Below are 22,166 nucleotides of genomic sequence, written 5' to 3' on the forward strand. Positions count from 1 at the left end.
GTCAAACAAAGATAGCAGATATTCGCTCATCTGAGTACAACCTGAAAGCGGAGAATAAATTTCCATTTTATACTTTGAAAGGTATAATCAACCAGGTACCTCAATGATCGGTCTATTTGACTAACCATTCCTTCTCATTAAGTTCTGTTTAGGGGAGTTTTCTGATTGCAGCCCCAAAACGGGTTATCCAAAGGTTAGCCGATCAAAGAATTCAAATAATAGGCGAATGTTTATGCCAAGGTGGGCTCGTTATTTTTGTTGAATATGAAAGCAGGTGATAGAAAAAAATAGCCGAATGAGGATTGTGAAAGCTTAAAAAAACCTAACCCAGATTAAGCTAATAGATGGTAGGGGATAAGTAGGACCAGAAAAGCCCCTAAGCCTAAAATAAAGTTTCCCGCATAATAAATCTGTAAAGGAAGAACGCCCTTCTTGATCAATTAGCGAATAAGAGCTTAAAAACTCAAAACAGCCTAAAACAAAAGAGTCCCTTCACCAAAGTAAAGGGACTCTTTTAAAAACTGCGGTCCGGACGGGACTCGAACCCGCGACCTCCGCCGTGACAGGGCGGCATTCTAACCAACTGAACTACCGGACCAACATCTTCAGGAGACCTGCTGTCCCCGTTTGATGATGCAAATATGGGGGGCAGAATTTTACTACACAACTACCAAGCCCAAAAAACCGGCTATTAAGGTGCTCAGATAAGGTAACCGGTTCATTCTCAAACCGAAAATTTTCCTAAAAACTTGAAAAAACTCCTGCTACTAAACTTTGCAAGTTTCGTTTACCTTTGTAGTCACACTTTAGCTAAACGTAAGGGGCATAACTATGCTGTTAGATTTTGAACAACCCATTGCTTCTCTGGAAGGAAAACTAGCCGAAATGAAGAAACTGGCCTCTGAGAGCCAGGTAGACGTAAGCGAGGCGGTTCTGGCGCTGGAGGAGAAAATAAAATCCCTGAAAAAAGAAACGTATGCCAACCTCACCCGTTGGCAACGGGTGCAGCTCTCTCGTCACGTAGAGCGGCCGTACACCTTAGATTATATTAAAGGCCTTTCTTCTACCTTCGTTGAGTTACACGGCGACCGTAACGTGCGCGATGACAAAGCCATGGTGGGCGGATTTGGTGAGATCAACGGCAAAACCGTGATGTTCATTGGCCAGCAGAAAGGCAGAAATACCAAAGAGCGACAGTACCGCAATTTCGGGATGGCCAACCCAGAGGGGTACCGCAAGGCCCTGCGCCTGATGAAACTGGCCGAAAAATTCAATAAGCCTATCGTTACCTTTATTGATACCCCTGGCGCTTTTCCGGGTTTAGAGGCCGAGGAAAGAGGGCAGGGAGAAGCCATCGCCCGTAACTTGAAGGAAATGTTCATGCTGAAGGTCCCTGTGATTTGCATCATCATCGGGGAAGGAGCCTCTGGAGGCGCCTTGGGCATTGGCATCGGCGACAAAGTCTATATGCTGGAGAATACCTGGTACTCGGTGATTTCCCCTGAGAACTGCTCTACTATCCTTTGGAGAAGCTGGAACTACAAAGAGCAGGCCGCGGAAGCCATGAAGTTGACGGCAAAAGACATGCTGGGCAATAAGCTGATTGATGGTATCATCAAAGAACCACTGGGCGGCGCGCACGTGAACCCAGAGAAGATGATCAAAACCATGCAGAAAAAGATTCTTTCCACCCTGGAAGAACTGGAAGCCTTTACCCCGGAAGAACGCATCATGCAGCGCATTGAGAAGTTCGGGGAGATGGGCGTGGTGACGGAGTAATTCTGTTTTCAGGCTCTTTTTAGAAAACCAGGCTTAAATCCAGCATTGCATGTCACTTACTCTATACCCAATACCCACCGGTAATTTTAAGTTAGACGGAGGCGCTATGTTTGGCGTGGTTCCTAAATCCATTTGGCAGCGCACGAACCCGGCAGACGAAAACAATCTCTGTTCCTGGGCTATGCGCTGCCTTTTGGTGGAAACCGGTGACCGACTGGTTTTGATTGATAATGGCATAGGAGACAAGCAAGACGCCAAATTCTTCAGCCATTACTACCTGCACGGCGATGATACCTTGGAGAAGTCGCTGAAGAAAGCGGGCTTCGAATACTCAGATATTACCGATGTATTTCTTACCCACCTGCACTTTGACCATTGCGGCGGATCGGTGCGGTACGGCAAAGATGGGAATAGCCTGGAGACAGTGTTCACAAACGCGCGGTACTGGAGCAACCAGGACCATTGGACCTGGGCTACTCAACCTAACCCGCGGGAAAAAGCGAGTTTCATCAAAGAGAACATTCTACCCATTCAGGAAAGCGGTCAACTGGAATTCTTAGCTCAGGGCCAGCAGCAGTTCTTGCCCGGGTTTAATGTACTGTACGCAGATGGGCATACTGACAAAATGATGCTTCCGGTGATAGAGTACAAAGGAAAAACCCTTGTCTTTGTGGCCGATTTGTTGCCATCGGTGGGGCATTTACCTTTGCCTTACGTGATGGGCTACGATACCCGCCCGTTGCTGACCCTGCAGGAAAAAGAGCAGTTTCTGAAAAAAGCCGCCGATGAACAATGGGTGTTATTTTTTGAGCACGACGTCCAAAATGAGTGCTGTACCGTACAGCATACCGACAAAGGGGTAAGGGTAGACCAGGTTTTCCCTTTGTCTGCTTTATAGAGGATGCATAAAATAGGATTATGCCTCTCTGGTGGAGCCGCCAGAGGAGTTGCACATTTAGGGGTACTGCAGGCTTTGCAGGAAATAGGCATTCCCCTCCACGCCATTTCAGGGGTAAGCTCCGGGGCCATTGCCGGGGCTTTTTTTGCGGCGGGTTATCCTCCCGCAGAGATCCTTAGAATTGTCAGCGAATTGGCTTTGCCTAAGTTACTCAAGCCAGCCTTGAACCGTGGAATTTTGCACACCCAGGCCATGCACAAGATCTTTGAAGAACATCTGCATGGCCGTACCTTTGAGGAACTTCCCATCAAACTCACCGTTTCCGCTTTAGACTTGGTAGAAGGAAGTACCGTTTACTTTACCAAAGGCACTCTGGTCGAAGCTTTAAAGGCATCTTCTGCCGTACCGGTATTGTTCAAGCCCTTGCAACTTGAGAAACGGCTTTTGGTAGACGGAGGCATCGTGAACAATCTGCCAGTGGAATGCATTACCGGTGAATGCGACAAAATCATTGGCGTCCATGTAAACCCCACTCCCCACAACGCCGAGATCAACAGCATCAAACAGGTAACCGAAAGAATCTTTCATTTGGCTTTGCACGCTAACATCCAAAGCCGGGTTTTGCTCTGTGACCTGCTGCTGGAACCACCCAAGCTGACGGAGTTCAACATCTATGACCTGAAAAGGGCTAAAGAAATGTATACTATTGGGTATGAACATGCTATGGACCTATCCAAGGAAATTGAAAGTCTCCTGAACTAATACACCTATATATGATTAATCATATGGTATAGTTTGAATAGTGATTACCCTTAGGAGGCGGTATTCGTAATAGTCAAAATAAAGTAAAGGTGTTACCGTTATTTGACTATATGAGAAAGTTGCTCTACCTAAGCTTATTCCTTCTGGCATTTTCAAATGCACGGGCCCAGGAAAACCGCGGTACTTTGGTACCCGCCAAAATTTTTCAACGGACATTCATGGTTGCCGGCGGCGTCTCAGGCGCTTATCGCCGAATCAACACCACGGTAAACAATGAATCCGTCTCGGGGTACCGGCAGCAGTTCGATCTGGATACAAAGGTTGGGTATTTCGTGTTCAGTGACGTGGCCTTCGGGTTAAGGGCGACGGTGAACCAGTACAAAGAGAAAATGTCAGGGCAGATCTCCTCTCAGGCCACCAATGTATTAGCCGGTCCCTTTGTCCGCTATTACCTGGACAATGGAATCTTCGGGGAGGCGAGTGCCGCCGCGGGCCTAAACAATCAGCCAAACAGAAACAAAACCGATTTAATGGAATTCAGGGGCGGGGTGGGGTACGCCATTTTCATCAACCCTAAAGTGGCAATTGAGCCTGCCCTCATGTTCACTTATTACCAGGAAAAAGTACCCGCAGAAGGAAACCGGAAAATTACCGAGTGGGGCCCTTCGGCCAACATAGGTCTGCAGGTGTACCTGTTCCGGGAACGAAAGTTTAAATTAGCCAGTCGTTAAATATAATATCTTCTAAAACCAGCTATACGGCTGGTTTTTTTGTAATATTGTGGTCGTATTCACGTAAACAGTATGTTTGGAAAAGCTTTAGCGAGGGTTATTTTTAAGGTTGCCGGTTGGAAGTTAAAAGGAGGGATGCCTCCCGGAATGAAGCAGGCCATCATGATTGCGGCCCCGCACACCAGCAACTGGGATTTCGTGTATGCCCGCGCGGCGTTCTACCTCATGGATGTTCCGGTTAAACTGACCATCAAAAAAGAAGCTTTCTTCTTCCCCATGGGAGCTTTGCTAAAGTCGATGGGGGCTGTTCCGGTAGACCGTAAAAAGAACAACAACCTGGTTTCGGCGATGATCGACATCTTCAAGGAAAACGAGGAGATGGTGATGATGGTCACCCCCGAAGGTACCCGCAAATACCAACCCCGCTGGAAAAAAGGCTTTTACCACACCGCCGTTGGCGCAGGTGTTCCCATTCTGCTGGGTTACCTGGACTATGCCAAAAAAGAAGCCGGCATCGGACCTACCATTTACCCCACCGGTGACTTTGACGCCGACATGCAAAAGATCCTTGCCTTTTACCGCACCGTCACTCCAAAATTCCCAAGCCAGGGAGTGAGGTAAGTTTCCATGGAATAAACGCAAAAGTGTTTTGAGGCTGTTTTTTGTAAATCTGCTTCAAAACACTTATTTGTTTTTAGAGGGATGGTTTGAGGCTTACATTTTCTGAAAGTAGGTTTTCTAATTTAAGGAAGTATGCTACTCCGTTCCTTGGTAATTTTGGTATTTTTTAATGTATGTGGAGACAAGACATGCCTTTTCTCCACGGTTCCTCAGTCAAAAGAAAGGAAGTCAGGTGGGGCCGATCCCTTGTGGTTGCTATCGCGTCTGCCGCTGGAATACAGGTTGTTAATGAAAAACACCAACAAGGGGTCCCGTCCATGTCCTTCAGAAAGGATCTTGGTAGCAAGCTGCAGTAGCAGTGATTCAAAGTTTTACTAATTCACCCACAAGTTCTTTCCAAGGTAACAACGAAGGGGAGGAAGATCTTCCTAGCAAGGATCATAATGATAGAAAGGAATAGACAAGTCATAACGTCTATCTTTCACCAAAACGGGTCAGCCGTTTAGAGCCTGCTTTCGTGAAAATAGGCTCTAAACGGCTGACCCGTTTTAATTTATACTACTAACCTAAGCCGTCAATGCAGCCTGCGCCTCTGGTTCAGGAGCCAGGTCACGGAGGTCAACCGGGATGACCCTTGACACGCCTACTTCCAACATGGTGATGCCGTAGATCACATCGGTGGAGACCATGGTGCGTTTGTTGTGCGTCACCACGATGAACTGCGAGTCGTTGGAGAACTTCTTCACGATGTTGTTGAACTTGTCAATGTTGGCATCGTCCAGCGGGGCGTCCACCTCATCGAAGATACAGAACGGAGCTGGCTTGAGCAGGTAGATGGCGAACAGCAGCGAAATGGCCGTCAGTGTTTTCTCACCCCCGGATAGCTGGTTGATGGTCAACGGGCGTTTGCCTTTCGGCCGAGCCATGATCTCGATCTTCGATTCCAGCGGGTTGCTTGGGTCCGCGATGTAAAGGTCACAAGTGTCTTCATCGGAGAAGAGGGACCGGAACACGCGCATGAAGTTCTCCTTGATCTGGTCAAAAGCCGCCAGGTATTTCTCCTTAGCCACGGTGTCAATCTCCGCGATGGTGTCCATCAACTGGGTCTTGGCATCCAGCAGGTCATTTTTCTGGGTCAGGATGAAATGGTTGCGGGTGTCAATCTCCTGGTAAGCCTCGGCGGCCATGGGGTTCACCGGCCCAATGTTCTCCAGTTTACCCTTCACGCTTTGCACCTGCTGGCTCAGTTCCTCGTTGCTGATGTCCAGCTTCTCGGTAGGGGCCTCGGCTAGGTCCTCGGGGTTCATGTTGAACTCCGCAGACAGACGCTCAATCACGGACACCAACTTGATGCGAGTATCGGTGATGGCCTGGTTCATGGACTGGAAAACCTCATCGGTGTTCTGCTTCTTGCGCTGCAGCTCCCGGATGCTCTTTTCCTTTTCATCTATCTCACCGCGCAGCATGAAGTAGGTTTTCTCGATTTCCTCCAGCTCGCGGGTCATTTCTTTGCGGGCCACCATGCCTTCTTCCAGCAGGTTGTTCTGGTCTTCCACAAACTGGTCTAGCGATACGGTCTCGTCCTCGGCACGGTTCAGCTCGTCCTGCAATTGCACCAGACGTTCCTGGTGGTTCATGACGGTCTTCTGCTTGTAGGCCAATTCCTGCTGTATGCTCTGCAAACGGTTCTTGAGCTGGTGGAACTTTATGTTCTCCTGGTTGAAGATGCCGCTGACCTCGGTAATGATTTCGTTCTGTTTTTCCAAAACCTGGCTTAAACCAGAAAGCTCCTGCTCGTAGCTTTTCAGGGCCAGGTTCTTGCTCTCGGCATCCGGCATCAGGTCTGCCAGCTTGTCGCCCAGGTCCTGGATTTTCTCGAAGAGCTCATCTTTCTTGCTGGCCTGGTTCTGCTGGTTCAACAGGAACTGCTCGTAGCGCACTTTGTGGCTCACTAGTTCCTGCTGCAGGTTGTTGATGTCGCGCTCCTCCAAACGGATCTGCTCCTGTTGGGTAGATTCCTTCTGGTTCTGCAGCACCTGCTGCAAAGTAGTGATCTTCAACTTGATCTTTTCCTGCTCCTCCTGCAGCTCTTCCAACTCCTCGGCCAATTGCTCCAGGTTCTGCTTGCGGCCTAAACGGTTTCCGTCAAACAAGCCCACGGATCCACCAGCTAAACTCAACGGTTTTTTGATCGCCGATCCATCGGTAAGGATATAGGTGCGGCCATCGTTGAGGAAAAGCTCTGTTTCCGCGGAATCCGTGAGGTAGACTTCGCTGAGCATGAAGCGCAGGAGGGAGTGGTATTTCTCCTCGGCGGCTACCACTTCCAGGGCTGCTTTGTATTTAGGTGTACTGATGGTATCGGGGATCTCCATTTCCTCCACCTCAGAGAGGATGATGAAGCTGGCGCGGCCCTTGTTCTGCTCTTTCAGTAATTCAATTGCTTCCACGGCTTCCTCCGGTGAGTCCACCACGAAGAAGTTCATGTACGGCTCCAGGTACGTCTCAATGAGGTTCTTGTACTCGGGGTCGCAGGCAATAATATCGGAGAGGAGCGGGGCGGGTTTCTCCCAGTTATCTGATTTATAGAGGAATTTGATGGCCTCGGGGAAACCTTCCAGGTTGTCCACCAGCGACTTCATCAGGTTGTACTGGTTTTTCTTAGCGTCGTGCTCGCGGTTCAGGTCAATGAGGTGCTGGCGATGCTCGTGTAGCGTCTCCTCGGTTTTGGTCATCTCTGCCCGAAGCTGGTTCTCCGCATCCTGCAACTCGGCCAGGTTTTCCTGGGCCTCTTCCAGCATTATTTTGGTTTCGGCTAGCGCTGATTCATGCTGCTGCGCTATTTCGTTCTCGTGACCTTCCATCTGCTGCAGGCGCTCCAGTTCCATCCGGTGGCTCTGCATCTGCACCTGCGTGATCTCAATGCTTTTGTTTACTGTGAACGCCTCGTTCTGCACCTGGCGCTGGGCCATGGTTTTCTCCTGCAGCTGGCGGTTCAGATCGGCTTTCTGCTGGTTCACGTGCTCCAGCTCTTTTTTGGTGAGGCCCAGCTGCTCCTCAGAAATGAGCAACTCCTCCTGAATCTGCTCAAGATCATTCTGCAGCTGACCCAGGCTGTTCTCGGTCTGGCTGATGTTGGTAGTATCCTGGTTAATCTGGGTATTGAGCGTTTTCAAGCGCTCCTGCAGGTACATGTTCCGCTCGCTCTTCAGCTTGATTTCGTTTTCCAGCTGGCGCAGTTGCCCGGTATGGTCGTTGACTTCTTTCTGCTTGTTCTGCAGCTCGTGCTGGGTGCGGTCCAGCAGGGTTTTCTGCTCCTGCAGCGTATCTTCCAGCATGGCCAGCTCCTCAGAATAGGAGCCTTTGCGGTCGGTTTCTTTTTGGAGTTCGCTCTCCAAGCGCTCTAAAGCTTCCTGGTGGTGGCCGATGTTCCGGCGGGCGTACTCCAGGCTGAGTTTCTTGTATTCGTCTTTGAGGTTGAGGTAACGCTCGGCGGTTTTGGCCTGGCGCTCCAGACTTTTGAGGTTCTTCCCAATCTCGAACAACACGTCTTCCACGCGCTCCAGGTCGGCATCGGTCTCTTCCAGCTTTTTAAGTGTTTGCTTCTTGCGGACCTTGAACTTAGAGATTCCGGCGGCTTCCTCAAACAGGTTCCGGCGCGAGTTGTCCTTGTCCGTGAGGATGTCGTCCACCATCTTCAGCTCGATGATGGCGTAGGAATCAGAGCCGATCCCGGTGTCCAGGAACAAGTCATTGATGTCTTTGAGGCGGCAGGTGACGTTGTTGAGCAGGTACTCACTCTCGCCGGACCGGTAGTAGCGGCGGGTGATGGTCACCTGCGAGTACTCTGTGGGGAGGATGCCTTTGTTGTTGTTGAACGTGAGCGACACCTCGGCCATCTGCTGCGGCTTCCGGTTTTTGGTTCCGTTGAAAATCACGCTCTCCATCTTGTCTGAGCGCAGGTTCCGGGTCTTTTGCTCGCCCAACACCCACCGGATGGCATCCACGATGTTGGACTTGCCGCAACCGTTTGGCCCTACAATTCCCGTGATTCCGCTGTCAAAATTAATGGTGACTTTGTCGCCGAAGCTCTTAAAGCCTTTGATCTCTAATCTTGCTAATTCCATACACTACCGGCCAGTACTCCTGACCCCAAACCCAAAAATACTAAAAAGAGTTTTCAATTGGGCAAGTAATTAGGGGAGGACAAAGGGAGTTTTCGCCCTGGTTTTCAGAAAACAGGCCAAAAGGGTTGATGCTAAAAAGTACAGAAATCTATTTTCAGGAAGGTGCCGCCCATATTTATGAAGGTTCTGTAAGACATTCCCATTAGAGCTTCAGGTTTTAATACCTGGGCAGAAGGATTAAAAAGGCGCCGAAGTAACTTCAGCGCCTTGAACTTTTTTGGTTTAAGTACTTGGAAGGCCCTAAAAGTTGGTCAAGGCATACGCGATCAGGTTGGCTCCCATGCGTAGGGCTGCCTGATGCTTTTCTATAGGGTCATTGTGCACCGACTGGTCTTCCCAACCGTTGCCTAAATCACATTCGTAGGAATAGAAACACACCAACCGTCCCTGGTAGATGATCCCGAAGCCTTGGGGCGGTTTGTTGTCATGCTCGTGGATTTTGGGGAGACCGCGGGGAAAATCGAATTTCTGATGGAAGACAGGGTGGTTGAAAGGCAGTTCAATGAAATCCAATTCCGGGAAGACTTTCTTCATTTCGCGCCGGGCGAACTTGTCCATGCCGTAATTATCGTCTATGTGCAGGAACCCACCGCCAGTGAGGTATTTGCGAAGGTTCTGAACCTCGGCCTCTGTAAAGATGACGTTGCCGTGGCCCGTCATGTGCACGAAGGGATAATCAAAGATTTCGGGGCTGCCGGGTTCCACCGTTTCTTCCTGCGGCGCGATGTTGGCCTTCAGCTCGCGGTTGCAGAAGGCAATCAGGTTGGGCAGGGAGGTTTTGTTTGCGTACCAGTCCCCGCCGCCCCCGTATTTAAGCCGGGCAATCCGGAAGCTGGGGCGTTGGGCCAACGCGGATCCGGTGAAGACTACCAAAAGAAGACACCAAAGAAGAAGCCGTTTATGCATGGTTTTTCAGAAAAGGAGCGTAAAACGTTAAACGTCTAAAACGACATGAATGGTATGACAGGCAGCCAAAGCGGCAGTTTCGGTGCGAAGACGACTTTGACCTAAGGTCACCGGTTTGAAACCTGCTTCCAACGCCTGATTTACTTCCTCCGGACTGAAATCTCCTTCGGGGCCAATTAGAACCGTATACGTGTCTTCGCCGGAAAGGCTTTTGGCCAGTGAGTGCCGTTCCTGGCCTTCTACCAAATGCGCAATGAAACGCTGACCTTCGTGGGGTTGCTTCAGGAAATCTGGGTAGCGGGTAAGCGGATTCAGTACCGGTAAGTAGGATTTCATGGACTGCTTCATGGCGCTGATGGCAATTTTCTCCAGACGGGCCAGGTTTAGGTTCTTGCGTTCAGAGCGGGCGCACTGCAGGAAAGTGATTTCGTCAATGCCCATCTCCACGGCCTTTTCTACAAACCATTCCATTCGGTCCATGTTCTTGGTGGGAGCCACGGCTATGTGCACCCGGTACTTGCGTTGACCAAAGTCTTGGTGATGTTGTAAGATGCTGATTTTGGTTTTCTTAGGGTTAGGTTCTGCAATCTCTGCTTCAAACCATCCGCCGCGTCCGTCTATCAGGGTTACTGCTTCTCCCTGTGATAACCGTAGCACCCGGGCGGCATGTTTTGACTCTTCTTCAGACAGGGTGTAAGAGGTATCAGAGGGTTGCAGATCAGGGGTGAAGAAGAGGTGCATGCGGTTTTCAGATTAGAAGCTGTTTTCCCAAAAATAAAGCAAAAACGTTCATGACGGGCACTTAACTAAAAAAAGCCTCCCATACCATGGAAGGCTTTATTAAGGTGAAGGAAATAATTAAGTTCTTAGGCTTCCACGGCTACCGCAGGGGCACCAGCCAAAATTTCTTCGTTCGCGTAATCTGCGTATTTATCAAAGTTTTTGATGAAGGCTTTAGCCAAATCATGGGCTTTATGGTCATAGGCCTCCTTGTCAGCCCAGGTGTTGCGCGGGTTCAGGATGTCTGAGTGAACATTGGGGCAAGTGGTAGGCATTTCCACGCCAAATACAGGGTGCTTGCTGAAAGTCACGTCCTGCAACTCGCCGTTAAGGGCTGCCGTGATCATGGCCCGGGTGTAGCTCAGTTTCATGCGGGAACCTACGCCGTACACGCCACCGGTCCAACCAGTGTTCACCAGCCACACGTTCACATCGTTCTCCGTCATCTTCCTGCCCAGCATCTCAGCGTAAGTGGTAGGATGCAAGGGCAGGAAAGCTGCTCCAAAACAGGCAGAAAAGGTTGTTTGCGGCTCGGTTACGCCAACCTCTGTTCCGGCTACTTTGGCGGTGTACCCCGAGATGAAGTGGTACATGGCCTGGCACTTGTTCAACCGGGAGATGGGAGGCAACACCCCGAAGGCATCGGCGGTCAGGAAAAAGATGTTCCTGGGAATATCTGCCCTTGAAGGTTCCACCGCGTTGTCAATGTGGTGGATAGGGTAGGCCGTGCGGGTATTCTCGGTAACCGAGTTGTTGGTGTAGTCAACGGAGCGGGTGCCGGGTTTAAAGCGCGTATTCTCTACAATGGCCCCAAAACGGATGGCATCCCAGATCTGAGGTTCTTTCTCTCGGGTAAGGTCAATGACCTTGGCGTAGCAGCCGCCCTCAAAGTTGAAGACGCTGTCCACGGTCCAGCCGTGTTCGTCATCCCCGATCAGGCCGCGGTTAGGATCGGCGGAAAGGGTAGTTTTACCGGTTCCTGATAATCCGAAGAAAATAGCGGTATCGCCGTCTTTGCCTACGTTAGCTGAGCAGTGCATGGAAAGCGTGTTGCGCTTGTGCGGCAGCAGGTAATTCAGCACCGAGAAAATTCCTTTCTTCATCTCGCCGGCATAACCCGTGCCGCCCAATAAAATCATTTTGCGGCTGAAGTTGATGATGGCGAAATTGCTTTGGCGGGTGCCGTCTACCGCAGGATCGGCTTTAAACTCGGGCACATTGATGATGGTGAAATCAGGGGTGTGCTGCTCAAGCTCTTCTTCCGTCAGACGAAGGAACATGTTATGGCAGAACAGGTTGTGCCAGGCCTGCGTATTGACAATGCGGAGGTTCAGGCGGTACTCCGGATGGGCTCCAGCGTAGGCATCGCGCACGTAAAGCTTACAGCCTTCCAGGTGCGCCAGCATCTTCTGGTACAGGGCTTCAAATTTGGCAGGGTCAAAGGCAATGTTCACGTCGCCCCACCACACTGAATTCTCTGTCTCCGCATCCCGAACTACAAAGCGGTCTTTGGGAGAACGGCCAGTGAAGGTACCCGTATCACACATCAAAGCCCCAGTGTCTGTTAAATAGCCTTCGCCGTTTTTCAGAGCTTCTTCCACCAACTCCGCCGGCGAGAGATTCCAGAGAATCTCCTTTGCTTTTCCTATCCCTAACTCGGTTAACTGCATGGTACCTGACTTTTTGCCAAATTCTTTCATAAAGGAAGCTTTATTTTTTAAATTTTCAAAACGGAAGATGGATTTAGAAATTCGATTCTCAAATTTATAAAAAAACTAACGTATGTTATCTTTTTTGCGAACTTTCTTGAAATAGCCTCTGCCGCTCCAGCCAGGTTTGCCCATTTGGCCCGATAATGGTATATTTACCTCTTATAGGAACTCCAAACCTTTAAAAAAACAAACAATACTTTAATCTTTCCTTTATGTCTCAAAGAGTTCATCCGCTTGATGACCAAGTCAGTAAGCATAACATTCCGTACGGAGAGCATCCGGTAGAACTAGAAAGCGGGCACCCTCCGGGGTTGTTTGTGCTTTTCTTTACCGAGATGTGGGAGCGTTTCAGTTACTATGGAATGCGCGCCCTCTTCGTGCTCTTTTTAACTTCTACGGTTGCTAACGGGGGCTGGGCCTGGCAACGGGATGAAGCGCTTCAGCTTTATGGCGTTTATACCGGGTTGGTGTACCTGACCCCTATTATAGGAGGCTTTATTGCCGACCGGTTTTTAGGATACCGCAAATCCATCATCTTTGGGGCACTGCTCATGACCCTAGGGCACGCCAGCATGGCCATGGAAACGGTTATGTTCTTCTACATTGGTCTTGGGCTCATCATTCTGGGGAACGGCCTGTTCAAACCGAATATTTCTTCTATGGTGGGTCAGTTGTACACCAAGAATCCCGCTAAGAAAGATGCCGCTTACACCATCTTCTATATGGGGATTAACTCAGGTGCTTTCTTAGGGATTCTGCTTTGTGGGTATATTGGGGAGAAAGTAGGCTGGAGCTACGGCTTCGGGTTGGCTGGTATTTTCATGCTGTTTGGCATGCTGCAGTTCGCCTTCTCTAAAAAGCTGTTCGGAAACATTGGTTTGTCGCCAAAGGGTCAGTTAGCCTCCGGCTTACCGACAGAGGAGAAAGCGGCCGAAGAGCCTGCCCATGTGGTTAGAGACAGAATCATTGTGATTTCTGTGTTGGCTTTCTTTGTGATCTTCTTCTGGATGGCGTTTGAACAGGCCGGTGGTTCTATGACCATTTTTGCCGCAGATTATACCAACCGGGTACTGGAAGGCAGCAGCGGAACCATGTTTAAATGGGCCAACGCTATTCTGGTAGTAGTGCCCATGTTGATTTTGACGGTCGTTCTGGGCAACCTTTTCCGGCAGACCTACAAAAACATTCCTTTCTCCAACCTTTTTCTGGGGTTGAGCTTCGTGATTATCTGGGGTATCATCATCTGGATGCTGAACAGAGAATTCACCTCTGATGCCACCGAAGTACCTGCTTCCTGGTTCCAGATTCTGAACTCCTTCTTTATCATTTCCTGCGCCCCAATCTTCTCTAAAATCTGGGAAAGCCGTTTCAACCCATCTGGTCCGGTAAAATTCGCGATTGGCTTGTTCCTGTTAGGACTTGGTTTCGGGATTTTAGCGTATGGCGGCCTCTCCATTCCGCAGGGAGCAAAGACAGCCTCTGTGAGCATGATCTGGCTGATTCTGGCTTACTTTTTCCATACCATGGGCGAACTATGCATCTCACCGGTTGGCTTGTCTTACGTTAGTAAGCTGTCTCCTCCAAGATTGGTAGGTTTGATGTTCGGAATCTGGTTTATCGCCAACTTCGTGGCCAACTATCTGGCTGGTCTAACCGGTTCCTTCATTGACCCGATCATTGAGAACTACTCCATCACGGTCTTCTTCCTGATCTTCACCATACTGCCTGTTATTGCCGGCTTTGTGATGTTGGGCTTGAACGGGACCCTAAAACGTAAAATGCACGGAATCCAATAGGTTTTCTATCTTCATTGCAAAAGCCCCTGTCGATACTTCGGCAGGGGCTTTTTTATTTTGGCCTTCTTAAGGTCCCGAAAGAAATGGTAAATTTGTAGAAGTAGATAAGGCGAAGCATCCTTCTGCCCATCCTTGAAATTTAGAGAAGTCTGTGACCACCCGCAAACCAACAGGAAGAAAAGCTGCTCCCCGCAAAAAGCCCGCTGCCCAACAAGGTACCTGGTGGAAGCCCCTTTCCTTAGGGTTCGTGGCTTTTCTGGTTTTGTGTCTGGGCATTGAGTACTTTAAAGAGGGAGGTAGACTGGCCTTTCTGCGCCATAACCTGGAAGAAGCCACGCAGATCAACACAGCAACTACCTTTAGCCCAGCTGGGTTTGAGGTAAAAGGATTGGACATCTCGCACCACCAGCGGCAGATTGATTGGAAGGCTGTGAAGGCAAATAAGATAAAATTCGCCTTTATTAAAGCCACCGAAGGGATTACCCATCAGGACCGGTACTTTGCCAGGCATTGGCGCCAGGCCAAAAAGCACGATGTCTTACGGGGTGCCTACCATTTTTTTCTACCGGCACGTGATGCCGAGGAACAAGCCCGCAGCTTTCTGAAAAAAGTGAAACTGGAAGCCGGGGACCTCCCGCCGGTCCTGGATGTAGAAGTAACCAATCACCAGCCTGACGAAGAGATTAGGGCGGGGGTGCAACTTTGGCTGGATATGGTAGAGGAGGAGTATGACATCAAGCCCATCATCTACACCAACTACGCCTTCTATGAAAAGCACCTGGCCGGGTATTTTGATGATTATCCCCTCTGGATTGCGCACTACAACCCTAAAAAGAGCCACCAGTTAGCCAACAGCACCTGGGCTTTCTGGCAGCACACCGAGACAGGCCGCATTAAAGGGGTACCCGGAAACTTGGACCTGAATGTCTTCAATGGCACCATGGAGGATTTGTACAACATGTGCTACGAACCCGAAAAGCAATAATATGCTTTTCCTTATATTCCATCTTTTCTGGATCTTTCTTAATCAAGGCCCTAGAGTTTATGGTGTAAGGGAAAATGCATAAATTGCGGGTTCTAATCCTAACCCATGAAACCCTTTGTTACCAGAGTACCATTGCTGAAGGCAATGCCTTTCCTATTCCTGTCCTGTGAAGTTGTAGATGAAGTTGTGGAGCCGAAAACCCCGGAAGTAGAAGAAGGAACAACCTACTCCATTGGTTCTGGAAACCATGAAACTACCAATCCGCTGAAGATTCTAAGCACCAACACCCTCAAGTTTGAAGTCAGGTTCGATTCTACAGCCATTTACGCCACCAAGGACCCAAGCAACCAAGCTGATATCAACAAGCTTTACGGAATGTCAGATTGTGGCACGTTTCACCACGAAAACAGCGCCCGTTTTGGCTGGCGCTGGTACCAGAACAAACTTGAATTGCATGCCTATTCCTATAACGAAGGCAAAAACACCTCTACCTTCATTACGGCCATTGACCTGAAGAAGAACTACACTTGCGAGCTCACCCTCACCGATACCAAGTACGTTTTCAAAGTGAGAGGGAAGACAGTAGAACACGCCCGAGCCTGTACCGGCGAAGGAAAAGGATATCAGCTTTACCCTTATTTCGGAGGCGATGAAACCGCTCCCCATGAAATTAAGATCAAAATCAAAGCACTAAAGTAAGCTACCGTTTAGAGGCTGTTTTGAAGAAAAGGACTTTAAAACAGATCACAAAAGAAAAGGCCCCGGTTCTGCACCGGGGCCTTTTTATTATATCGGCAAACGCGGGGGCAGATTACATCATGCCACCCATGCCGCCCATACCGCCTGGCATTCCGCCACCGGCTGCAGCACCACCTTCTTCAGGCTCGTCAGCGATCACACACTCAGTAGTAAGCAACAGGGAAGCCACAGAAGCAGCGTTCTCCAGAGCAAGACGAGTTACTTTGGTTGGGTCAATGATACCAGCTGCGAACATGTTCTCGAACTTGTCGTCGCGGGCGTTGTAACCGAAGTCAGCTTTACCGGCACGAACTTCGTTCACGATCACTGAACCTTCGCCACCGGCGTTGGCTACGATTGTTCTCAATGGAGACTCCAAGGCAGTGCGGATGATCTGCACCCCGGTTTTCTCGTCTTCGTTACGGGTATCAACATCGTTCAAAGCATCAATAGCTCTGATCAAGGCAACACCACCACCAGCTACGATACCTTCTTCCACGGCAGCTCTTGTCGCATGCAGGGCATCATCAACGCGGTCTTTCTTCTCTTTCATCTCCACCTCAGTAGAAGCACCGATGTAAAGGATAGCAACCCCGCCAGACAGTTTAGCTAAACGCTCTTGCAACTTCTCTCTGTCATAGTCAGAGGTGGTTTTCTCAATTTGAGACTTGATTTCATTTACACGGGCAGTGATGCCGTCTTTCTCACCTCTACCGTTTACGATAGTGGTGTTGTCTTTGTCAATGATGATACGCTCAGCCTGGCCTAAGTAGTCCAAGGTAGCGTTGTCCAGTTTGTAACCGCGCTCTTCAGAGATCACAGTACCTCCGGTTAGGATTGCGATATCTTCCAGCATCGCTTTTCTGCGGTCACCGAAACCTGGCGCCTTCACAGCGGCAATTTTCAAGGAGCCACGCAGTTTGTTTACTACCAAAGTAGCAAGGGCTTCGCCGTCTACGTCTTCAGAAATGATCACCAGGGCTTTACCAGTTTGTACCACTTGCTCCAATACCGGAAGCAATTCTTTCATGGTAGAAACTTTCTTGTCATAGATCAAAATGTAAGCGTTCTCAAACTCAGCTTCCATTTTCTCTGGGTTGGTCACGAAGTAAGGAGACAGGTAGCCACGGTCAAACTGCATACCTTCCACAGTCTTCACTTCGGTTTCAGTACCTTTAGCTTCCTCAACAGTGATGACACCGTCTTTACCAACTTTGTCCATCGCATCGGCGATCATCTGCCCGATTTCGCTGTCGTTGTTGGCAGAGATGGTACCCACCTGAGCGATCTCAGAAGAGTTCTCGATTTTCTTTGATTGAGTTTTCAGGTTCTCAACCACTTTATGAACGGCTTTGTCGATACCGCGCTTCAGGTCCATTGGGTTGGCACCGGCGGCTACGTTTTTAGAACCGGCAGTATAGATGGCCTGGGCCAGAACGGTAGCGGTAGTAGTACCGTCACCAGCCATATCGGCGGTTTTAGACGCTACTTCTTTTACCAATTGAGCGCCCATGTTCTCCACGGCGTCTTTCAGTTCAATTTCTTTGGCAACAGTAACACCGTCTTTAGTGATGCTAGGCGCACCGAATTTCTTGTCGATGATTACGTTGCGGCCTTTAGGGCCTAATGTTACTTTCACGGCATTAGCCAGAGTGTCCACGCCTTTTTTGATTTTATTGCGCGCGTCTACGTCGAAAGTGATGTTTTTAGATGCCATAGTTTCTCTTAAAATAGATTATGGTTGATGATAGGAATTTGTGAGATTAAAGAACTGCCAGGATATCTGACTCTTTCATGATCAGGTAGTCTGATCCGTCCAGAGAGATCTCTGTTCCAGCATATTTACCATAAAGAACCTCGTCACCAGTTTTAACGGTTGGCTTCTTGCCTTCTCCGTCTTCCTCAGAAATAGCTACTACCGTACCTTTCTGTGGTTTCTCTTTGGCAGTATCTGGGATGTACAGGCCAGAAGCAGTTTTTTCTACCGCAGGAGCCGGTTCTACAATAACTCTGTTTGCAGTTCCAGCAATTGGTTTGATGTTTAATGCCATAGGTTTGTTATGATATTAGGTTAAGTTAACGAATATGCCCGGCAGTTCTGGGCCGGTGACGCAATGCCTAATAGCGATTCCTGTGCCAACTCCACTTTTCTGCCAAACTTGGCACATTTTGTCAGTTTTTGAGCGGTCAGAACAGGAGTGGGACTGACAACGTCAGTTGCCAAAGCTAAAATTTTGTCAGGTTTGAACCTGCCAAGGTTCTGCTTCCAGGTTGTTTTAAGGAAAACACCCATAAAACACCTGGTAAAAGAAAGAGCCCGAACCAGTGAAGGGTCGGGCTCCAATAAAGGGTTGTCAGTATCGGCTTTGTTACTGATTTGCTGAGTCGCCGGTAGCAGGTGTTGTAGCAGGAGCCGGAGTAGTAGCACCCGGCGTCGCATTCTGCTGTGGGATAGCCGGTGCTGCTGGGGCGGGGGCCGGAGCAGCCTGCCCAGCGCGTTGCTCGTTGATGGTACGGTTATCTGCACCAGAACCGTTGTTGACAATGGTATGGGAAGCCAGGGTTAAGACAATGATTCCGATCGCGAAACCCCAGGTTAGCTTTTCAAGAAGGTCACCGGTACGTTTAACGCCCATTAACTGGCTGGTGCCACCGCCCCCAAATTGGCTGGACAATCCGCCGCCTTTGGAGTTCTGGGATAATACCACCAACACCAACAGCACGCACAGGAAAATAATAACGCTGATCAGAGCAATGTACATAATTGGACTATTCGTTTCTTAATTTATCAATTTGTTCAGCAAAGTAACTCTTTTTTTCGGGAAACTTCACTATAAGTTGTTCATAAATTTTGATGGCTTTTTTGCCTTTTCCCTGTTTAATGAAGATGAGGGCAAGGTTTTCAGACACAAGGGTTTTCTTAATCTTAGAACTCTTCGCCGATAGATCTTCCTGGGGCTCGTTGTTGAGTTGGGCGTTGGCCAAGGTTTTGCGCTTGGGCGTAGTCTTTAAAAACTGGTTTATGATATCCAACTGCATGTCCAGCTTAGCCGCCGAACTTACTTCAGGTGCCACCACTGGGGCATTTTTCTCCTTTACGTGCTCAATGATAAGCTCGGGCTGGAAAAAGAAGGGGGTAGTGGTGGTGAGGTCGTCTTTCAGCTGAATGCTTTCGCCCAAACGGCTTGATCCCATCCAGTAGGCTAGGTTGTTCTGGGTGAAGATGGAAAGGTACGGATCCTGCGCGGCCTCGTCTGATGAAGAGGTTCCCTGCACTACCTCAGGAAGCTTAAGGGTTGGGAATTCGTAACCCGAGGTGTCATACAAGGAATCAAGCTTGGCGATCTCCAGGTACGCACTCAAGCCCTCTTCCTCCATTTGGGGAGAAGTTTCTTGGTCTTCGACTTGAGCAGATAACCGCTCTGCCACCTTCTCAAAATCGATGGCAGGTTCCTCAAGGTCTTCAATCTCGCTAACCGAGGTTAGCTCCGCCATAATCTCCTCGTGGGAAAGGCTTACGCTAGGGATGGGGGCACTGAAGGAGGAAAGGCTACTAATCTGGATCAGTTCCAGCAGCTCATCCAAGTTGTCTTCTTCCTCAGAAAGGATAACTTCCGTCTCTGGTTCCTCTAGCTCTCCCTGAGATTCCTCGGTTTCTTCTTCCACAAAAGAAACGGGTACTTCATGAGAACCTATCGGTGTTTCTTCAGAGGCTTCTTCTCTTACGAGGGTGTCTTCTAATGATTTTATTTCTTCCCCAAATGGAATTTGGAAATCAACAGGAGGCTCTTCAGAGGTGATTTCTGAAAAAACAGGGTTTTCTTCCTCTTCTAAAGTAGGAACCTCTACAGAAGAAGAATCTTGTTCCTCTAAGTCGGTTTCTTCTAGATCAATTCCATCCGGTTCAAAAGATTCTTCGGGTTCGTCTGTAGAAGAATGGAAATCCTCAGCAGTTGAGGCAAGAGATTCATCCAAATGAGTTGAAACCTGTTCTTCTTCAGGGACTACCTCATAGACTTCATTTTCGGGCTCGTTTTCGGAAAAAGACTCTAAAACGGTAGGTTCAACCTCTTGTTCTTCCTCTACAAGCGCAGGCATTTCCTCTACCGCAGGGGTGGCATACACCAATTGTTTAAGTAACTGCCGGTTTGATACATGGGCGGCGGCTCTTCTCAGCTTTTGAGTGGAGAGCATGCTGCCTCGGTCATAGGCGGCTTTTGCCAGGAGAACATGGGCAGTCTGGCAGTACGGGAAAGACACCACCAAGCGTTCCAGGTCGTCAACTTCCTGGTCCTGGATGGGGGCAACCTGCCGTACAATATTTAAGAATGCCGCTTTGTTCATGGAACACCAATTACCTTGGGTTACCCAAGGTTAATCAAATTACTAGTTATTAGGGAAATACAGGAGAAAGGCACTGAAAAGTTTGTTTTCAGTGCCTTTTAGTTCTGCAAAGATACTTACCAATTCGCTACCGTTTTGGTAAAAACGCTGTAAATAATGCGTTCTGTAATTTGCCTGATCTGCGCCTGGCTTATCTGGTTGATATCCAGGGAAGGAGGAAAGTCTGCGAAGCCCGAGAAACTTTGGTCAAAGTTGTTTGTGGGATTCTTGGTATCTGTGTAGTTGATCTGAATGACAATGGTAAGCCGATTAGCTCCGGCCTGGTCCAGCCCTATGTTACCTCCTGCTGGGGTAGTAGTACGTTGAATAGCCGCGGGGCTAAACGAGTAGCTCATAATCTGGCCCTGTAACTGCAAATCACCGGCTTGGGGGAGTATGCGCAGCGTGGTATTACGTTGAAAGTAGTCCTTGAAGTCTTCGGTGACAAACTGCTGCAAGTTAGATGGTCCCTGGCCCGAAGCGTTGCTGAAGTTGGTGATGGAAATAGTCTTTACATCGGGGGAAAGGTTCACGCCTGAGAAAGAGTAACAACCGCCCAAAAACAGCGGAAGGCAGAGTAGGAGCAGGTACGTTAAGGGTTTACAGGTCTTCAAGGTCGTATTGTTTTAGTTTGCGGTAAAGCGTGCGTTCAGAGATACCCAGGTCTTTGGCGGCATATTTCCGTTTGTTCCCATGCTTCTTTAACGCTTTAAGGATCATTTCCTTTTCCTTGTGCTCCAAAGAAAGACTTTCTTCCTCGGTTTCATGGGAAATGTCCTCCACTTTGTCCTCGTATTCTTCGGGTTCGTCTACGGTGAGCATGTAGCCATCGCGGCGTTCTGGGCTGCGGTAAACGGGTTGCTCAATGGGACGCATTTCCTCAAACAAATGTCGGTTAGCCTTGAGAAGTTCCGCGTCTTCCTGCTGGTGCGACAACAAATCGAAAACCACCTGTTTCAGGTCGTTCATGTCTTTGCGCATGTCGAAGAGGACTTTGTACAGCAGGTCGCGTTCAGAGATCCCGTTGGCCCCGTCAGTTTGGGAGTTCGGGTGGAACAGGGCAGGTAGCTGGTTCTGCTGTTCGTGCGGCAGGTACTTCCGCAGAGTAGCCCCATTAATTTCCCGCTCGTATTCCAACACCGAGATCTGCTCCACAATGTTCTTCAGCTGCCGGATGTTTCCTGGAAACCGGTACCTAAGTAACTCCTGCACTGCTTCTGGCTGAAGGGTAATGGGCTTCACGTGGTACCTTTCAGCGAAATCACTGGCGAACTTTCTGAATAAAAGGTGGGTATCCTCGCCGCGTTCCCGCAAGGGGGGCACACTGATAGGAACCGTGTTAAGCCGGTAATATAGGTCTTCGCGGAACTGCCCGCGTTCTACCGCCTGCATCAGGTTCACATTGGTGGCGGCCACTACCCGCACATCGGTTTTCTGTACCTTAGAAGAACCTACTTTGATGAATTCGCCGTTTTCTAGCACGCGCAGCAAACGGGCTTGCGTTCCGAGGGGCATTTCGCCAATCTCGTCCAAAAAGATGGTACCGCCGTTGGTGACCTCAAAATAACCTTTGCGGGCTTCGGCCGCCCCGGTAAAAGAGCCTTTTTCGTGCCCGAACAACTCTGAGTCGATCGTTCCCTCAGGAATAGCGCCGCAGTTGATAGCGATGAACTGTCCGTGTTTGCGAGGGCTCAGGTGGTGAATAATCTTAGAGAATGATTCCTTCCCGCTCCCGCTTTCGCCGGTGATGAGAACGGTCATATCGGTAGGAGCCACTTGCACGGCCACCTGGATGGCATAGTTCAGCAAAGGTGAGTTCCCGATGATGCCGAACCGCTGCTTCACCGATTGTATTTCAATATCACGCATTCGTTAATGTGCTAATGGT

The 22,166-nt window shown here is 49.3% G+C and carries 18 protein-coding genes and 1 tRNA gene; 8 read left to right on the forward strand and 11 right to left on the reverse strand.

The genetic code is table 11. From position 1 onward, the window contains the following. Positions 1–524: 524 nt before the first annotated feature. Positions 525–598: transfer RNA gene (locus EFB08_RS04400), tRNA-Asp, on the reverse strand. Positions 599–831: 233 nt separating this feature from the next. On the opposite strand from EFB08_RS04400, the gene EFB08_RS04405 reads away from it, so the two are divergent. The 5 genes from EFB08_RS04405 to EFB08_RS04425 all read left to right on the forward strand — a co-directional run bounded on the left by EFB08_RS04405 (position 832) and on the right by EFB08_RS04425 (position 4,791). Then, positions 832–1,779, forward strand: a complete 948-nt coding sequence (locus EFB08_RS04405) for an acetyl-CoA carboxylase carboxyltransferase subunit alpha (RefSeq protein WP_123125722.1) — start codon at positions 832–834, stop codon at positions 1,777–1,779. A gap of 49 nt (positions 1,780–1,828) precedes the next feature. Continuing rightward, complete coding sequence (locus EFB08_RS04410; protein ID WP_123125723.1) at positions 1,829–2,677, forward strand: MBL fold metallo-hydrolase; 849 nt, start codon at positions 1,829–1,831, stop codon at positions 2,675–2,677. Positions 2,678–2,680: 3 nt separating this feature from the next. Next, positions 2,681–3,439 (forward strand): patatin-like phospholipase family protein, encoded by a 759-nt coding sequence (locus tag EFB08_RS04415; protein ID WP_123125724.1) that lies wholly within the window; start codon positions 2,681–2,683, stop codon positions 3,437–3,439. Between the two features lie 110 nt (positions 3,440–3,549). After that, entirely contained in the window at positions 3,550–4,170 is a 621-nt protein-coding gene (locus EFB08_RS04420; protein ID WP_123125725.1) for a hypothetical protein, read from the forward strand. A gap of 135 nt (positions 4,171–4,305) precedes the next feature. Next, entirely contained in the window at positions 4,306–4,791 is a 486-nt protein-coding gene (locus EFB08_RS04425; protein WP_317125581.1) for a 1-acyl-sn-glycerol-3-phosphate acyltransferase, read from the forward strand. A gap of 566 nt (positions 4,792–5,357) precedes the next feature. Here the strand turns inward: EFB08_RS04425 and smc are convergent. From smc to pckA, 4 genes are all read right to left on the reverse strand, one after another. Further along, positions 5,358–8,918 carry a chromosome segregation protein SMC gene (gene smc / locus EFB08_RS04430; RefSeq protein WP_123125727.1) on the reverse strand — a complete coding sequence of 1,187 codons (3,561 nt, stop codon included), beginning with the start codon at positions 8,916–8,918 and terminating at the stop codon, positions 5,358–5,360. A 300-nt stretch (positions 8,919–9,218) separates the two neighbouring features. Continuing rightward, positions 9,219–9,884, reverse strand: a complete 666-nt coding sequence (locus tag EFB08_RS04435; protein ID WP_123125728.1) for a DUF4159 domain-containing protein — start codon at positions 9,882–9,884, stop codon at positions 9,219–9,221. A 27-nt stretch (positions 9,885–9,911) separates the two neighbouring features. Next, on the reverse strand, positions 9,912–10,625 hold the full coding sequence (locus EFB08_RS04440) for a 16S rRNA (uracil(1498)-N(3))-methyltransferase (RefSeq protein WP_123125729.1): 714 nt from the start codon (positions 10,623–10,625) through the stop codon (positions 9,912–9,914). Between the two features lie 125 nt (positions 10,626–10,750). Continuing rightward, on the reverse strand, positions 10,751–12,364 hold the full coding sequence (gene pckA / locus EFB08_RS04445) for a phosphoenolpyruvate carboxykinase (ATP) (protein WP_123125730.1): 1,614 nt from the start codon (positions 12,362–12,364) through the stop codon (positions 10,751–10,753). A 224-nt stretch (positions 12,365–12,588) separates the two neighbouring features. Between pckA and EFB08_RS04450 the strand changes: the two genes are divergently transcribed. From EFB08_RS04450 to EFB08_RS04460, 3 genes are all read left to right on the forward strand, one after another. Continuing rightward, positions 12,589–14,172: a peptide MFS transporter gene (locus EFB08_RS04450; RefSeq protein ID WP_123125731.1), complete on the forward strand. Its 1,584-nt coding sequence runs from the start codon at positions 12,589–12,591 to the stop codon at positions 14,170–14,172. A gap of 151 nt (positions 14,173–14,323) precedes the next feature. Continuing rightward, positions 14,324–15,157, forward strand: a complete 834-nt coding sequence (locus EFB08_RS04455) for a glycoside hydrolase family 25 protein (RefSeq protein ID WP_123125732.1) — start codon at positions 14,324–14,326, stop codon at positions 15,155–15,157. A gap of 105 nt (positions 15,158–15,262) precedes the next feature. Beyond that, entirely contained in the window at positions 15,263–15,856 is a 594-nt protein-coding gene (locus EFB08_RS04460; protein ID WP_227006210.1) for a hypothetical protein, read from the forward strand. Positions 15,857–15,968: 112 nt separating this feature from the next. Here EFB08_RS04460 and groL read toward each other — a convergent pair whose 3' ends face one another. From groL to EFB08_RS04490, 6 genes are all read right to left on the reverse strand, one after another. Continuing rightward, on the reverse strand, positions 15,969–17,612 hold the full coding sequence (groL, locus tag EFB08_RS04465; protein WP_123125733.1) for a chaperonin GroEL: 1,644 nt from the start codon (positions 17,610–17,612) through the stop codon (positions 15,969–15,971). A gap of 46 nt (positions 17,613–17,658) precedes the next feature. Continuing rightward, complete coding sequence (locus EFB08_RS04470) at positions 17,659–17,946, reverse strand: co-chaperone GroES (RefSeq protein ID WP_123125734.1); 288 nt, start codon at positions 17,944–17,946, stop codon at positions 17,659–17,661. A gap of 318 nt (positions 17,947–18,264) precedes the next feature. Continuing rightward, entirely contained in the window at positions 18,265–18,657 is a 393-nt protein-coding gene (gene secG / locus EFB08_RS04475) for a preprotein translocase subunit SecG (protein ID WP_123125735.1), read from the reverse strand. 7 nt (positions 18,658–18,664) lie between these two features. Next, on the reverse strand, positions 18,665–20,239 hold the full coding sequence (locus EFB08_RS04480) for a hypothetical protein (protein ID WP_123125736.1): 1,575 nt from the start codon (positions 20,237–20,239) through the stop codon (positions 18,665–18,667). A 116-nt stretch (positions 20,240–20,355) separates the two neighbouring features. Then, positions 20,356–20,892, reverse strand: coding sequence for an LPS assembly lipoprotein LptE (gene lptE / locus EFB08_RS04485; protein WP_227006211.1), 537 nt, complete (start codon positions 20,890–20,892; stop codon positions 20,356–20,358). Further along, positions 20,879–22,147: a sigma-54 interaction domain-containing protein gene (locus EFB08_RS04490; protein ID WP_123125737.1), complete on the reverse strand. Its 1,269-nt coding sequence runs from the start codon at positions 22,145–22,147 to the stop codon at positions 20,879–20,881. The genes lptE and EFB08_RS04490 overlap by 14 nt, the downstream gene beginning before the upstream one ends. Positions 22,148–22,166: the final 19 nt, after the last annotated feature.

Source organism: Rufibacter latericius (assembly GCF_003721515.1).
GTDB lineage: Bacteria > Bacteroidota > Bacteroidia > Cytophagales > Hymenobacteraceae > Nibribacter > Nibribacter latericius.